Source organism: Streptomyces sp. NPDC051909 (assembly GCF_040681095.1).
GTDB lineage: Bacteria > Actinomycetota > Actinomycetes > Streptomycetales > Streptomycetaceae > Streptomyces.
The window spans coordinates 127,384-140,510 of sequence record NZ_JBFAYA010000003.1 but is presented as its reverse complement, the minus strand read 5'-3'; the positions used below and the strand labels follow the sequence as shown (position 1 = coordinate 140,510).

Annotated in this window: 13 protein-coding genes and 1 tRNA gene; 5 read left to right on the top strand and 9 right to left on the bottom strand. The window is 71.5% G+C overall.

Annotation, left to right across the window (positions count from 1 at the left end; translation table 11 throughout):
- Nucleotides 1-38: 38 nt before the first annotated feature.
- Nucleotides 39-671 (bottom strand): hypothetical protein, encoded by a 633-nt coding sequence (locus AB0M18_RS06165; RefSeq protein ID WP_365755621.1) that lies wholly within the window; start codon nucleotides 669-671, stop codon nucleotides 39-41.
- A gap of 47 nt (nucleotides 672-718) precedes the next feature.
- Here AB0M18_RS06165 and AB0M18_RS06160 point away from each other — a divergent pair, with 47 nt between their 5' ends.
- On the top strand, nucleotides 719-907 hold the full coding sequence (locus AB0M18_RS06160; RefSeq protein ID WP_365755620.1) for a DUF5703 family protein: 189 nt from the start codon (nucleotides 719-721) through the stop codon (nucleotides 905-907).
- A 68-nt stretch (nucleotides 908-975) separates the two neighbouring features.
- Here the strand turns inward: AB0M18_RS06160 and AB0M18_RS06155 are convergent, their stop codons facing one another.
- From AB0M18_RS06155 to AB0M18_RS06145, 3 genes are all read right to left on the bottom strand, one after another.
- Nucleotides 976-1,722, bottom strand: coding sequence for a chaplin family protein (locus AB0M18_RS06155; RefSeq protein WP_365755619.1), 747 nt, complete (start codon nucleotides 1,720-1,722; stop codon nucleotides 976-978).
- Nucleotides 1,723-1,834: 112 nt separating this feature from the next.
- Nucleotides 1,835-2,068, bottom strand: coding sequence for a chaplin ChpH (gene chpH, locus AB0M18_RS06150; RefSeq protein WP_365755618.1), 234 nt, complete (start codon nucleotides 2,066-2,068; stop codon nucleotides 1,835-1,837).
- Nucleotides 2,069-2,196: 128 nt separating this feature from the next.
- The gene (locus AB0M18_RS06145; RefSeq protein WP_365755617.1) at nucleotides 2,197-3,522 is read right to left on the bottom strand and encodes a M20/M25/M40 family metallo-hydrolase; all 1,326 of its coding nucleotides are present in this window, start codon (nucleotides 3,520-3,522) and stop codon (nucleotides 2,197-2,199) included.
- A gap of 166 nt (nucleotides 3,523-3,688) precedes the next feature.
- On the opposite strand from AB0M18_RS06145, the gene AB0M18_RS06140 reads away from it, so the two are divergent.
- Together AB0M18_RS06140 and AB0M18_RS06135 are read left to right on the top strand one after the other, a co-directional pair.
- Nucleotides 3,689-3,773, top strand: a tRNA-Leu gene (locus AB0M18_RS06140).
- Between the two features lie 113 nt (nucleotides 3,774-3,886).
- On the top strand, nucleotides 3,887-4,816 hold the full coding sequence (locus AB0M18_RS06135; protein ID WP_365755616.1) for an RluA family pseudouridine synthase: 930 nt from the start codon (nucleotides 3,887-3,889) through the stop codon (nucleotides 4,814-4,816).
- Here AB0M18_RS06135 and AB0M18_RS06130 read toward each other — a convergent pair.
- From AB0M18_RS06130 to AB0M18_RS06115, 4 genes are all read right to left on the bottom strand, one after another.
- Complete coding sequence (locus tag AB0M18_RS06130) at nucleotides 4,800-5,429, bottom strand: MBL fold metallo-hydrolase (protein ID WP_365755615.1); 630 nt, start codon at nucleotides 5,427-5,429, stop codon at nucleotides 4,800-4,802. The two genes, AB0M18_RS06135 and AB0M18_RS06130, sit on opposite strands and share 17 nt — an antisense overlap.
- On the bottom strand, nucleotides 5,429-6,514 hold the full coding sequence (locus AB0M18_RS06125; protein ID WP_365755614.1) for an S-(hydroxymethyl)mycothiol dehydrogenase: 1,086 nt from the start codon (nucleotides 6,512-6,514) through the stop codon (nucleotides 5,429-5,431). Before AB0M18_RS06125 ends, AB0M18_RS06130 begins: the two co-directional genes overlap by 1 nt.
- 121 nt (nucleotides 6,515-6,635) lie before the next feature.
- Nucleotides 6,636-8,102: an amino acid permease gene (locus AB0M18_RS06120; protein ID WP_365755613.1), complete on the bottom strand. Its 1,467-nt coding sequence runs from the start codon at nucleotides 8,100-8,102 to the stop codon at nucleotides 6,636-6,638.
- A gap of 192 nt (nucleotides 8,103-8,294) precedes the next feature.
- Nucleotides 8,295-8,999: an FCD domain-containing protein gene (locus AB0M18_RS06115; protein ID WP_365755612.1), complete on the bottom strand. Its 705-nt coding sequence runs from the start codon at nucleotides 8,997-8,999 to the stop codon at nucleotides 8,295-8,297.
- A gap of 180 nt (nucleotides 9,000-9,179) precedes the next feature.
- Between AB0M18_RS06115 and AB0M18_RS06110 the strand changes: the two genes are divergently transcribed.
- Both AB0M18_RS06110 and AB0M18_RS06105 read left to right on the top strand, forming a co-directional pair.
- Nucleotides 9,180-9,734, top strand: a complete 555-nt coding sequence (locus AB0M18_RS06110; protein ID WP_365755611.1) for a gluconokinase — start codon at nucleotides 9,180-9,182, stop codon at nucleotides 9,732-9,734.
- Between the two features lie 221 nt (nucleotides 9,735-9,955).
- Nucleotides 9,956-11,353, top strand: a complete 1,398-nt coding sequence (locus AB0M18_RS06105; protein ID WP_365755610.1) for a gluconate:H+ symporter — start codon at nucleotides 9,956-9,958, stop codon at nucleotides 11,351-11,353.
- A 103-nt stretch (nucleotides 11,354-11,456) separates the two neighbouring features.
- Here the strand turns inward: AB0M18_RS06105 and AB0M18_RS06100 are convergent, their stop codons facing one another.
- On the bottom strand, nucleotides 11,457-13,124 hold the full coding sequence (locus AB0M18_RS06100) for an FAD-binding dehydrogenase (RefSeq protein ID WP_365755609.1): 1,668 nt from the start codon (nucleotides 13,122-13,124) through the stop codon (nucleotides 11,457-11,459).
- Between the last annotated feature and the right edge of the window lie 3 nt (nucleotides 13,125-13,127).

Below are 13,127 nucleotides of genomic sequence, written 5' to 3'. Positions count from 1 at the left end.
AGGGCGCCCTGTGCGTACGGGGGCCGGATCGCCCTTGCTCAGGCCTGGCGGGCCCGGACCTCCGGCTCCTCCTCGTCCGTCTCGTCGTCGAAGACGGCGCTGATGTCGAAGCGGCACACCAGGTGCTCGGGGTCGGCCTGGTCGAAGGGGGCGTTCAGCCACTCCCCCGGTTCGGGCAGGTCGTCGGCGGCCTCGACCCAGAGGGTGGAGTCGCCCTCCTCCAGGCCGAATTCCTTGTGCCGGGACGCGATTTCGTCAGGTTCGTACTCGCCGAACACGATTCCGAGTGCCGCGTGCGTGGTCCCCGCGCCCTCCTCCCGGTCCAGGTCGGTGACCCGGCGGGCCTGGGCGATGAGGCGCTGCGGCTCCACCACGGCGTAGTCGCGGCGGATCAGCACGCTGAGGGCATGTGGCTCCTCCGGGCCCGCGTAGGGCGGCAGGGAGTCGTCGGCGCCCGGGATCTCGAAGGGCGTGACCTCGTCGTACCGGTCGTAGAGGGCCTCGTCGTACGCCTCCGCCGCCGCGGCGAGCGCGTTGAAGGCCTCGTAGACGGCCGGGTCGTCGTCCCCGGTGCGGCGTTCGACCGCCGCGAGGTGACGGTCCAGTGCGGCTTTGACCGCCTCGGCGGCGGCGCGTACCTCGGCAGCGGTGGGCTGCGCAGCATCAGACATAGGACAGACGCTATCCGTACCTGGCCCTTGGCCGCACAATAGATGCGATGCCGGAATACGAATTTGTCGACGTGTACGTGCCGCGTGGCGTCTCCCGCAAGGAGACGACGCGGCTCCTGACCGACCATGCCGAGTACGGACACTGGGAGTTGGACCGCTTGAGCCTGCGCCGGGACGGCAGCCGCAGGGTGCGGCTGAAGCGCCGCATCATCCGTCAGCTCCGCGCCACCTGGTGACATGAGCAAGGGGCCCCGCGACCGCGGGGCCCCTTCTTTCTCGTGCTCTCTCGTGCGCCGGCTCGCCGCTACGCGGCGCTGCGGGCCCGGCGGTAGATCACGGAGCCGGCGAGGAGCAGGCCCGCGCCGGCGGGCACGATCAGGCCGAGCGGGCCGGCACCGGTGCTGGCGAGCTCCTCGGTGGGCCGGTCCGGCGTGATCGAGCGCGTACTGGGCGTGTTCGGCCCGTGCGAGCCGCCGGGGGTGCCGGGCGTCTCCGGCGTGCCCGGGTGCTCGCCCTCGCCGCCGGGGGGCGTGCTCGGGGTGCCGGGGGTCTCCGGTGTGCCGGGGTGTCCCGGGTGCGTCGGCTCGACTCCGTAGCCGCAGTCGTTGCCGTAGGCCGCGTTCCCGGCGCCGACGCCGTCGACGCTGTTCCCGCAGATGTTGACGGGCGCGTCGATCGGGACCTCGACGGTGTTGCCGGAGCCCACACCCGGGGAGTCGGAGGTGTGGCCGTCGGCGCCCGAGCCCTCGTCTCCGTAACCGCCGGGGCTGTCAGGAGTGTCGGAAGTGCCGGAACCACTCTGGTTGGCACAGGAGTTGCCGTACGCCGGGTTCAGCAGCCCGATGACGGAGACGGTGTTGCCGCAGACGTTCACCGGCGCGTGGACCGGGACCTGCACGGTGTTGCCGGACGCGACGCCCGGCGAGTCGGACGCGGCGCCGCTCGCGCCGGACGAGGCGTGGGCGTAACCCCCGCCGAGGGCGATCATGCCGCCGGCCGCGGCGACCGTGATGATGCTCTTGCGCGTGATGACGCGTGTGACCTGTCGCATTGCTGGTTCCCTGCTTCTCGGCTCGTGACGAAATGGCCACCGGCCCCGGAGTGCATGGCACGCACTCCGGGGCCGGACTGGGCTCGGACCCTCAGGGGGTCGAGACGGAACGTCAGGCGTTGACGCAGGTGTTGCCGAAGGCGGGGTTCAGCAGCCCGATCACGGAGACCGTGTTGCCGCACACGTTCACCGGGACGTGGATCGGCACCTGGACGACGTTGCCCGAGAGCACGCCGGGGGAACCGATGGCGGCACCCTGGGCACCCGCGTCGGCAACGGCCATGCCCGCGCCCGCGAGAACGAGACCGCCGGTGGCAGCCGCAGCAGCGACGACCTTCTTGATCATTATTCCTCCTTGTTGGCAATGCGGTCCCAGCCGCGGACCGCACCACCTGTAACGAGGGGGAATGTTGGGGGCTACGAGCCCCCTCGGGCATTCACTCTTTCCGGTATCCCGTGGACGTGCGGTCGAATTCAGCTCGCGTCGAGGAAGCGGTCCAGGACGCGGACGCCGAACCTGAGCCCGTCCACCGGGACCCGCTCGTCCACGCCGTGGAACATACCGGCGAAGTCCAGCTCCGGCGGCAGCTGAAGCGGTGCGAAGCCGAAGCAGCGGATGCCGAGGTCGTCGAAGGACTTGGCGTCGGTGCCGCCGGAGAGCATGTACGGCACGGCCCGGGCGATCGGGTCCTCGGCGCGCAGCGCCAGCTGCATGGCGTCGACGAGGGCGCCGTCGAAGCTGGTCTCCAGGGCCTTGTCGCCGTGCACGTCCTCGCGCTTCACGCGCGGGCCGAGGATGCGGTCGAGGTCGGCCAGGAACTCCTCCTCGTAACCGGGCAGGAAGCGGCCGTCGACGTGCGCGGTGGCCTGGCCGGGGATGACGTTCACCTTGTAGCCGGCCCCGAGCATGGTGGGGGCGGCGGAGTTGCGCAGGGTCGCGCCGACCATCTTGGCGATGCCCCCGAGCTTGGCGAGGGTGGCGTCCATGTCCTCGGGGTCGAGCGGGGTGCCGAGGGCGTCCGAGAGCTCGTCCAGGAAGGACCGCACGGTCTTGGTGACCCGCACCGGCCACTGGTGGCGGCCGAGCCGGCCGACGGCCTCGCACAGCTCGGTGATCGCGTTGTCGTTGTTGGTCATCGAGCCGTGCCCGGCGGTGCCCTCGACGGTCAGCCGCATCCAGTGCATGCCCTTCTGGGCCGTCTCGACCAGGTAGAGCCGCAGGTTCTCGTTCACCGTGAAGGAGAAGCCGCCGACCTCGCCGATCGCCTCCGTGACGCCCTCGAACAGGTCGCGGTGGTGGTCGACCAGGTGGCGGGCGCCGTAGGTGCCGCCGGCCTCCTCGTCGGCCATGAAGGCGAGGACGACGTCGCGCGGGGGCTTGCGGCCGCTGCGCATCCGGTCGCGGACGACCGCGAGGGTCATCGCGTCCATGTCCTTCATGTCGACCGCGCCGCGGCCCCACACGCACCCGTCGGCGATCTCGCCGGAGAAGGGGTGGTGGGTCCAGTCCTCGGCGTTGGCCGGGACGACGTCGGTGTGCCCGTGGATGAGCAGGGCCGGCCGGGAGGGGTCCTCGCCCTCGATCCGGGCCACGGTGGAGGCCCGGCCCCGGTGCGACTCGATGATCTTCGGCTCCAGGCCGACCTCGGCGAGCTTCTCGGCGACGTACTCGGCCGCCGCCCGCTCGCCGGGCCCCGAGTGGTCGCCGTAGTTGCTGGTGTCGATACGGATGAGGTCCCGGCACAGGTCGACGACCTCGTCCTCGCCCGTCACGCCCCGGCCGGTGTTCGACTCGCTCACGCTGCTTCCTCCCACTGCGTACCCCATGACTGTGGTCGCCCCTATCCTCGCCCGCCGCCCCGGTCCGGCCCAAGGGCCCCCGCCCCCGGGTGGTGATCGACCACCCCAGATGTTTGCTATGGTTTTCCTCGTCGGAAGGGGCCGAGAGCCCCGAAAGACACACCCCGTCCGGGTGGCGGAATGGCAGACGCGCTAGCTTGAGGTGCTAGTGCCCTTTATCGGGCGTGGGGGTTCAAGTCCCCCCTCGGACACAGCAGCCGAAGAGGCCCCACAGCAATGTGGGGCCTCTTCGCATGTCGGCGCCTTCACATACCGGCGTCTTCGCACGTCGGCGTCCTGTCACGGCCTCCCTTACGGTGGGTGCGTGCGACGCAGAGCCAAGGCCCCCTCCTCTCCTCTCCCCCAGCGTGACGGGGTCGACGCCGTGCGGGTGCGGCTGCCCGGTGATCCTGAGGGGCTCTGGGCCACCGTGCGGGAGCATCTGCTCGGGCGGTACGGGGCGGCCGTCGGGGTGGGGCGGGTCGAGGAGATGCTGCGGGAGGGGCGGTTCGTCGGGGCCGACGGGCGGGCCCTCGCGGGCGACGAGGCGTACGAGGCCGGGCGGTATCTGTGGTTCCACCGGGACTTTCCGGCCGAGGAGCGGGTGCCGTTCGAGGTCGGGGTGGTGTACCGGGACGAGCGGATCGTGGTGGCGGACAAGCCGCACTTCCTGGCGACGATGCCACGCGGGCGGCATGTGACGGAGACGGCGGTCGCGCGGCTGCGGCGGGGGCTGGGGCTGCCGGAGCTCCAGCCGGCGCACCGGCTTGACCGGCTGACGGCGGGGCTCGTGCTGTTCGTCGTACGGCCGGAGGACCGGGGGGCGTACCAGACGCTGTTCCGGGACCGGGCCGTGCGCAAGACGTACGAGGCGGTGGCCCCGTACGGCCCGGCGGTGGAGCTGCCGGTGACCGTGCGGAGCCGGATCGAGAAGGAGCGCGGCGTGCCGGCCGCCCGGGAGGTGCCGGGCGAGCCGAACGCCGAGAGCCGGATCGAGCTCCTCGCGCACGCGGACGGGCTCGCCCGGTACCGGCTGGCGCCGGTGACCGGGCAGACCCATCAGCTGCGGGTGCACATGAACGCGCTCGGGCTGCCGATCCTCCACGACCCCCTGTACCCGGTGGTGCGGGAGGACGGGCCGGAGGACTTCGGGCGGCCGCTGCAACTGCTCGCGCGGACGCTGGAGTTCACCGACCCGTTCACGGGTGACGAGATGCGCTTCGAGAGCCGGCTGGCTCTCAATGGCCCCGAGTGATCCATTCCTCCAGGTGCGGGGCCTCTGCGCCGATGGTGGTGGTGTCGCCGTGGCCGGTGCGGACGACCGTCTCCGGCGGCAGGGTGAGGAGCTTCTCGCGGATCGAGTCGATGATCGTCGGGAAGTCCGAGTAGGACCGGCCGGTCGCGCCGGGGCCGCCCTGGAAGAGGGTGTCGCCGGTGAAGACGGTGCCGAGCTCGGGGGCGTGGAGGCTGACCGCGCCGGGCGCGTGACCGGGGGTGTGCAGGACCTTCAGGTCGGTGCCGGCGATGGTCAGGACCTGGCCGTCGGCGAGGTCGCCGTCCGGGCTGTGGTCCGGGTGGGTCAGCTTCCACAGCGGCTGGTCGGCGGGGTGCAGCAGGATCCGGGCGCCGGTGGCGGCGGCCAGGGCCGGGGCCGCGTCGATGTGGTCGTCGTGGGCGTGGGTGCAGACGATGGCGCGCAGGGCGCGGCCTTCGAGGGCGGTGAGGATGGCCTCGGCGTCGTGGGCGGCGTCGATGACCAGCGCCTCGGTGTCGTCGCCGACGATCCAGACGTTGTTGTCGACCTCCCAGGTGCCGCCGTCGAGGCTGAAGGTGCCGGAGGTGACCAGACGGTCGATGCGGGCGCCCATCAGAAGACCACCACCGAGCGCAGCACGTCGCCCTCGTGCATGCGGGCGAAGGCCTTCTCGACGTCGCCGAGGCCGATGGTCTCGGTGACGAAGGCGCCGAGGTCGATGCGGCCCTGCTGGTGCAGGTCGATGAGCATCGGGAAGTCGCGGGACGGCAGGCAGTCGCCGTACCAGGAGGACTTGAGCGCGCCGCCGCGGCCGAAGACGTCGAGCAGCGGGAGTTCGAGCTTCATCTCGGGGGTGGGGACCCCGACCAGGACGACGGTGCCGGCCAGGTCGCGGGCGTAGAAGGCCTGCTCGTACGTCTCGGGGCGGCCGACCGCCTCGATGACGACGTCGGCGCCGAAGCCGCCGGTGAGCTCGCGGATCGCCTCGACGGGGTCGGCGGTGCGGGAGTTGACGGTGTGGGTGGCGCCCATCTCCTTCGCCTTGGCGAGCTTGCGGTCGTCGATGTCGACGGCGATGATCCGGGCGGCTCCGGCGAGCCGGGAGCCGACGACGGCCGCGTCGCCGACGCCGCCGCAGCCGATGACGGCGACGGTGTCGCCGCGGCCGACGTCGCCGGTGTTGATCGCGGCGCCGATGCCGGCCATGACGCCGCAGCCGAGGAGGCCGGCGATCTCGGGGGCGACGGACGGGTCGACCTTGGTGCACTGTCCGGCGTGGACGAGGGTCTTCTCGGCGAAGGCTCCGATGCCGAGGGCGGGAGACAGCTCCGTTCCGTCGGTCAGGGTCATCTTCTGCTGCGCGTTGTGGGTGTCGAAGCAGTACCAGGGGCGGCCGCGGCGGCAGGCGCGGCACTGGCCGCAGACCGCGCGCCAGTTGAGGATCACGAAGTCGCCGGGCGCGACGTCGGTGACGCCCGCGCCGACGGACTCGACGATTCCGGCGGCCTCGTGGCCGAGCAGGAAGGGGAACTCGTCGTTGATCCCGCCCTGCTTGTAGTGGAGGTCGGTGTGACAGACCCCGCAGGCCTGCACCTTCACCACGGCCTCGCCCGGACCGGGGTCGGGGATCACGATCGTCTCCACCCGTACCGGCTCGTTCCTGCCGGGGGCGACGACCCCCAGGACCTGCTGCGACATCGTGGACTTCCCTTCACCGACGCTGTAAGGATCTTGCGTACCACTATCTCCTGACAAAACGCGAGACCCCCGCAGTTCGTGCCTGCGGGGGTCTCTTGTCCCGTGGGGGGTGCGGGGGGGGTCAGTCCCGGTCGACGGCGCCCTGCGTCGCGCGGACCCGGCCGCGGACCAGGAACCAGCCGCCGACCAGCGCCGCCGCGATGAGCGGCAGGCAGGCGACGGTGGTGCGGCCGACGCCGCCGTCCATCCACATGAGGACCAGGACGGAGCCGAGGAACAGCAGCGTCACGATCTGGGTGTACGGGGCCCAGGGCAGCTGGTACGAGGGCCGGACGAGCTTGCCCTCCTTGGCGCGGCGGACGAACAGCAGCGAGCAGACCATGATCATGGCCCAGGTGCCGATGATGCCGATGGACGCGAAGTTGAGCACGAGCTCGAAGGCCTCGCCGGGCATCCGGTAGTTGAGGAAGACACCGACGACGCCGAAGCCCGCGGTGAGCAGGATGCCGCCGTACGGGACGCCGCCTCGGTTCATCACGCCGGTGAACTTGGGCGCGGAGCCGGCCAGCGACATCGAGCGCAGGATGCGGCCGGTGGAGTAGAGGCCCGAGTTGAGGCTGGAGAGGGCGGCGGTGAGCACGACCAGGTTCATCACGCCGGCGGCGCCGGGGATGCCGAGCTTGTCGAAGACGGTGACGAAGGGGCTCTGGTCGCCGGAGTACGCCGTGAACGGGAGGATCAGCGCGAGCAGGACGACGGAGCCGACGTAGAACAGGCCCACGCGCCACATGATCGAGTTGATCGCCTTCGGCATGATCTTCTCGGGGTTCTCGGTCTCACCGGCGGCGACGCCGCACAGCTCGACGGAGGCGTAGGCGAAGACGACGCCCTGGATGAGCAGCAGCATCGGCATGACGCCGTTGGGGAAGATGCCGCCGTTCTCGGTGATGTTGGCGAGGCCCGGGGTGTGGCCGCCGACCTCGTGCTGGGTGACGACGAGGTAGATGCCGACGAGCATGAAGGCGACCAGGGCGCCGACCTTGATGATCGCGAACCAGAACTCCATCTCGCCGAAGTACTTCACCGAGATGAGGTTGGCGGCGAGGACGATCGCGAGGGCGATCAGCGCGAGGATCCACTGCGGGACGTCGCTGAACATCGACCAGAAGTGAGCGTAGGTCGCGGCGGCGGTGATGTCGGCGACGGCGGTGGTCGACCAGTTGAGGAAGTAGAGCCAGCCGGCCGTGTAGGCGCCCTTCTCGCCCATGAACTCACGGGCGTAGGAGACGAAGGCGCCGGAGGAGGGGCGGTAGAGCACGAGCTCGCCGAGGGCGCGGACCACGAAGAAGGCGAAGACGCCGCACACCGCGTACGCGATGAAGAGGGAGGGTCCGGCGTTGGCCATGCGGCCGCCGGCGCCGAGGAACAGGCCGGTGCCGATCGCGCCGCCGATGGCGATCATGTTGATGTGCCGGGACTTGAGGTCCTTGCGGTAGCCGTGGTCTCCGGCGTCCACGTGGGCGGGCGCCGACGTGGGGGCCGCCGGGGTGGCGGACAGCGGGTCGGCCGCAGTGATGCGGTCACTCATGGAGTTGTTCGCCTTCGTGAGGGGGAGGGTCTGTGCGGTACCCGGCCGTGCCCTTGTGGGGCATTCCGGCACGGCCAGCGCACATCCTCACGGCAACACCCGGTCACTGACTGTGGCCGAAATCACTGAAGAGCCGGATTTGAGGTAGTTCAGAGGTTACGCGCGGGTTAACCAGGGGAGGCCGACGGTGCGTTACGGGGCGAGGACGTCCAGCTCCTTCAGGGCGCCGACCGCGATCTGGCGGGTCAGCTCCTCGGCGCGCGCCGCGTCCTTCTCCCGTACCGCCTCGGCGACCTGGACGTGCAGGGTCACCGCGGCCGGGTCCGGGTCCTCGAACATCACCTGGTGGTGGGTGCGGCCGGTGAGCACCTCGGCGACGACGTCGCCGAGCCGGGCGAACATCTCGTTGCCGGAGGCGTCGAGGACGACCCGGTGGAAGGCGATGTCGTGCACCAGGTACGCCTCCAGCTGCCGGCCGCGCGAGGTGGCCACCATGCCGAGGGCCTGCTCGGTGAGCTCGCGGCACTGCTCGGGGGTGGCGTTCAGGGCGGCGAGCCCGGCGGCGACCGGCTCGATCGCGGAGCGCAGCACGGTGAGCGAGCGGAGCTGGCGGGGGCGGTCGGCGCCGGCCAGGCGCCACCGGATGACCTGGGGGTCGTACACGTTCCAGCGCTCGGTGGGCAGCACGATCACGCCGACCCGGCGCCGGGACTCGACCAGGTGCATGGACTCGAGGACGCGGACGACCTCGCGCACCACGGTCCGGGAGACCTCGAAGCGTTCGGCGATCTCGTCGGAGCGCAGCACGGTGCCGGGCGGGTGCTCCCCGGCCGTGATGGCCAGGCCCAGGGTGGCCAGGACCTGCGGATGGAGCCCCTGAGCGGCCGGTGTCGTCATGGCCGCAAGCCTATGCGCGCAGGGCCCGGTGATCACACCCGAGAGCGGCCGTAGCCTCGGGCGCGCCCCGGCGGGAACAAAAAGTACGACGTTTATGTCACAGACTCTTGAATACGTCGTACTCAATGGGTTTCATGAGCGCGACGGATCGATGTCGAAGAAGACAGCGAGGCACCACCCATGAGCACCACCCCCCACACCGCGTCGGCGACCGGCCGTCCCCCGGTCGTCGTCGTGATGGGCGTCGCAGGTACCGGCAAGACGACGATCGGCCCGCTGGTCGCCGAGGCGCTCGGCCTCCCCTACGCGGAGGGCGACGACTTCCACCCGGCGGCCAACGTGGCCAAGATGTCCGCCGGCATTCCGCTCGACGACCGCGACCGCGAGCCCTGGCTCGACGCGATCGGCGCGTGGGCGCACGACCGGGCCGGGCTCGGCGGGGTGGTGAGCAGCTCCGCGCTCAAGCGGGTCTACCGTGACCGGCTCCGCGCGGCTGCCCCCGGTGTGGTCTTCCTGCATCTGACCGGGGACCGGGAGCTGATCGAGCGGCGGATGAAGGCCCGCAAGGGGCACTTCATGCCGACCGCGCTCCTCGACTCCCAGTTCGCGGCCCTGCAGCCACTGCGGGAGGACGAGGCCGGCGTCGCCGTCGACGTCTCCGGCACCCCGGAGGAGATCACCGCCCGGGCCGTCGCCGCTCTGCGGCGGCTGACCGACTGCCCCACCCCGGCCTGACCGGACGCCCGATCGGACCTCCTTCCCGATCAGGCCCCCTTCCCGATCAGGCCCGGCCGGCCACCCCGGCCACCGCCTCAAGGCCCCGGGTCTCCCCCAGGGCCCTGGCCGAGAACCACCCGCCGGCCGCCACCGGCCCCCTGGCTCCACCGGCCCCCGAGCCCTCCCGGGCCCCGGGGCCACTGTCCCCCTGCCCCCCCCTGACCCCCAAGGGACCCACCGTGACCAGTCTCAGCGTCGAGACCCTGGCAGCGGATGCCGTCGAACCGATCACCTCGGCGGGCAACGCTCAGCTCGGTATCGCCGTACTCGCAGGCATCGCCGTCATCGTCCTGCTCATCACCAGGTTCAAGCTGCACGCGTTCCTCGCGCTGACCATCGGGTCGCTGGCGCTCGGCGCGTTCGCCGGCGCCCCGCTCGCGGACGCCATGAAGTCCTTCACCACCGGACTCGGCGCCACCGTCGCCGGTGTCGGTGTGCTCATCGCGCTCGGCGCGATCCTGGGCAGGCTGCTCGCCGACTCGGGCGGCGCCGACCAGATCGTCGACACGATCCTCGCCAAGGCGAGCGGCCGGGCCATGCCCTGGGCGATGGTGCTGATCGCCTCCGTGATCGGTCTGCCGCTGTTCTTCGAGGTCGGCATCGTGCTGCTGATCCCGGTGGTCCTGATGGTCGCCAAGCGCGGCAACTACTCGCTGATGCGGATCGGCATCCCGGCCCTGGCCGGCCTGTCCGTGATGCACGGCCTGATCCCGCCACACCCCGGCCCGCTCGTCGCGATCGACGCGGTCGGCGCCAACCTGGGCGTCACCCTGGCCCTCGGCCTGCTCGTCGCGATCCCGACCGTGATCATCGCCGGTCCGCTCTTCTCCAAGTACGCCGCCCGCTGGGTGGACATCCAGGCCCCGGACCGGATGATCCCGGCCCGTAACTCCGACGACCTGGAGAAGCGCCCCGGCTTCGGCATCACCGTCGCGACCATCCTGCTGCCCGTCGTCCTGATGCTGGTCAAGGCGCTCGTCGACATCGTGGTCGACGACCCCGAGAACGGCGTGCAGAAGGTAACCGACGTCATCGGCTCGCCGCTGATCGCCCTGCTCGCGGCCGTCATAGTGGCCATGTTCACGATGGGCCGCGCGGCCGGCTTCACCAGGGAGCGGCTGTCCTCCACCGTCGACAGGTCGCTCGCCCCGATCGCGGGCATCCTGCTGATCGTCGGCGCGGGCGGCGGCTTCAAGCAGACCCTGATCGACATCGGCGTCGGCCAGATGATCCTGGACTTCTCGAAGGACTGGTCCATCCCGGCCCTGCTGCTCGCCTGGCTGATCGCGGTCGCGATCCGGCTCGCGACCGGCTCGGCGACGGTGGCGACGATCTCGGCGGCCGGCCTGGTGGCCCCGCTCGCCGAGGGCATGTCGACCGGTGAGGTGTCCCTCCTCGTCCTCGCGATCGGTGCGGGTTCGCTCTTCTTCAGCCACGTCAACGACGCCGGTTTCTGGCTGGTGAAGGAGTACTTCGGGATGAGCGTCGGCCAGACGGTCAAGACCTGGTCGGTGATGGAGACGATCATCTCGGTGGTCGGTATCGGGATCGTGCTGCTGCTGTCCCTGGTGTTGTAACCCCCGCCGCCCTCAGTCGCGCGGGCCCCCTCAGTCACGCGGGCCGGTCGTTCCCCCCGACGACCGGCCCGCGTCCTGCCGTCCGCGCTGCTGCCCGCGCGCGTCAGCCCACCGCATCCGCCGCCGCCCGCCCCGCGGCCCGCCCCGAGAACAGGCAGCCGCCGAGGAAGGTGCCCTCCAGGGACCGGTAGCCGTGGACGCCGCCGCCGCCGAAGCCGGCCGCCTCGCCCGCCGCGTACACACCGGGCAGCGGCTCCCCGTCCGCCGTGAGCACCCGCGAGGACAGGTCGGTCTGCAGTCCGCCGAGCGACTTGCGGGTCAGGATGTTGAGGCGTACGGCGACGAGCGGGCCGGCCTTGGGGTCGAGGATGCGGTGCGGGGGCGCCGTACGGATGAGCTTGTCGCCCAGGTAGCGGCGGGCCCCGCGGATCGCCGTGACCTGGAGGTCCTTGGTGAAGGGGTTGGCGATCTCGCGGTCGCGGGCGGTGATCTCCCGGCGCAGCGCGGTCTCGTCGATCAGGTCCTCGCCGGTGATCCGGTTCATGCCGCGGACCAGGGCGCCGAGGTCGTTCTCGACGACGAAGTCGGCGCCCTTGTCCATGAAGGCCTGCACCGGTCCGGGGACGTCGGCGCGGGCGCGGCCGATGACGCCGCGGACGGACCTGCCGGTGAGGTCGGGGTTCTGCTCGGAGCCGGAGAGCGCGAACTCCTTGCCGATGATCTTCCGGTCGAGCACGAACCAGGTGTGGTCGTGGCCGGTGCGCATGATGTGTTCGAGGGTGCCGAGGGTGTCGAAGCCGGGGAACAGCGGCACGGGCAGCCGCCTTCCGGTCGCGTCGAGCCAGAGCGAGGACGGGCCGGGCAGGATCCGGATGCCGTGCTTGGCCCAGATGGGATTCCAGTTCTCGATGCCCTCGGTGTAGTGCCACATCCGGTCGCGGTTGACGTGGTGGGCGCCGGCGTCCTCGGCGATGCCCAGCATCAGGCCGTCGACGTGCGCGGGCACGCCGGAGAGCATGCGGGCGGGCGGGGTGCCGAGCCGCTCGGGCCACTGCTTGCGCACCAGGTCGTGGTTGCCGCCGATGCCGCCGGTGGTGACGATCACCGCCTGCGCGCGGTACGAGAACTCCCCGGTGACCTCGCGGCCGCTGGCGGTGCCGCGCGGGACCGCGGACGGCGCCAGGACCTCGCCGGTGACGGTGTCGACGGCACCTGCGGTACGGGCGAGGCCGGTCACCCGGTGCCGGAAGCGGAAGCGGACCAGGCCGCGGGCGACGCCGTCGCGGACCCGCCGCTCGAAGGGGGCGACCAGGCCGGGGCCGGTGCCCCAGGTGATGTGGAAGCGGGGTACGGAGTTGCCGTGGCCGTTCGCGTCGTAACCGCCGCGCTCGGCCCAGCCGACCACCGGGAAGAAGCGCACCCCGAGCCCGTGCAGCCAGGCGCGCTTCTCGCCGGCCGCGAAGTCCACGTACGCCTCGGCCCAGCGGCGCGCCCAGGCGTCGTCCTCGGGCCGGTCGAAGCCCGCGGTGCCCATCCAGTCCTGGAGGGCCAGGGCGTGGCTGTCGCGGATCCGCATCCGGCGCTGCTCGGGCGAGTCGACGAGGAAGAGGCCGCCGAAGGACCAGTGGGCCTGGCCGCCGATGGACTGTTCGGGTTCCTGGTCGAGCAGCAGCACCGTGCGGCCGGCGTCGACCAGTTCGGCGGTGGCGGCGAGACCGGCGAGGCCGGCCCCGATGACGATCACATCGGCGTCGTACGACTCATGAGGCATGCA

What these genes read in the sequence shown, in the direction of transcription:
- AB0M18_RS06165 (WP_365755621.1), bottom strand. Translation starts at nt 671, where the DNA reads ATGTCTGATGCTGCGCAGCCCACCGCTGCCGAGGTACGCGCCGCCGCC.
- AB0M18_RS06160 (WP_365755620.1), top strand. Translation starts at nt 719, where the DNA reads ATGCCGGAATACGAATTTGTCGACGTGTACGTGCCGCGTGGCGTCTCC.
- AB0M18_RS06155 (WP_365755619.1), bottom strand. Translation starts at nt 1,722, where the DNA reads ATGCGACAGGTCACACGCGTCATCACGCGCAAGAGCATCATCACGGTC.
- chpH (WP_365755618.1), bottom strand. Translation starts at nt 2,068, where the DNA reads ATGATCAAGAAGGTCGTCGCTGCTGCGGCTGCCACCGGCGGTCTCGTT.
- AB0M18_RS06130 (WP_365755615.1), bottom strand. Translation starts at nt 5,429, where the DNA reads ATGGGCGCCCGCATCGACCGTCTGGTCACCTCCGGCACCTTCAGCCTC.
- AB0M18_RS06125 (WP_365755614.1), bottom strand. Translation starts at nt 6,514, where the DNA reads ATGTCGCAGCAGGTCCTGGGGGTCGTCGCCCCCGGCAGGAACGAGCCG.
- AB0M18_RS06120 (WP_365755613.1), bottom strand. Translation starts at nt 8,102, where the DNA reads ATGAGTGACCGCATCACTGCGGCCGACCCGCTGTCCGCCACCCCGGCG.
- AB0M18_RS06115 (WP_365755612.1), bottom strand. Translation starts at nt 8,999, where the DNA reads ATGACGACACCGGCCGCTCAGGGGCTCCATCCGCAGGTCCTGGCCACC.
- AB0M18_RS06110 (WP_365755611.1), top strand. Translation starts at nt 9,180, where the DNA reads ATGAGCACCACCCCCCACACCGCGTCGGCGACCGGCCGTCCCCCGGTC.
- AB0M18_RS06100 (WP_365755609.1), bottom strand. Translation starts at nt 13,124, where the DNA reads ATGCCTCATGAGTCGTACGACGCCGATGTGATCGTCATCGGGGCCGGC.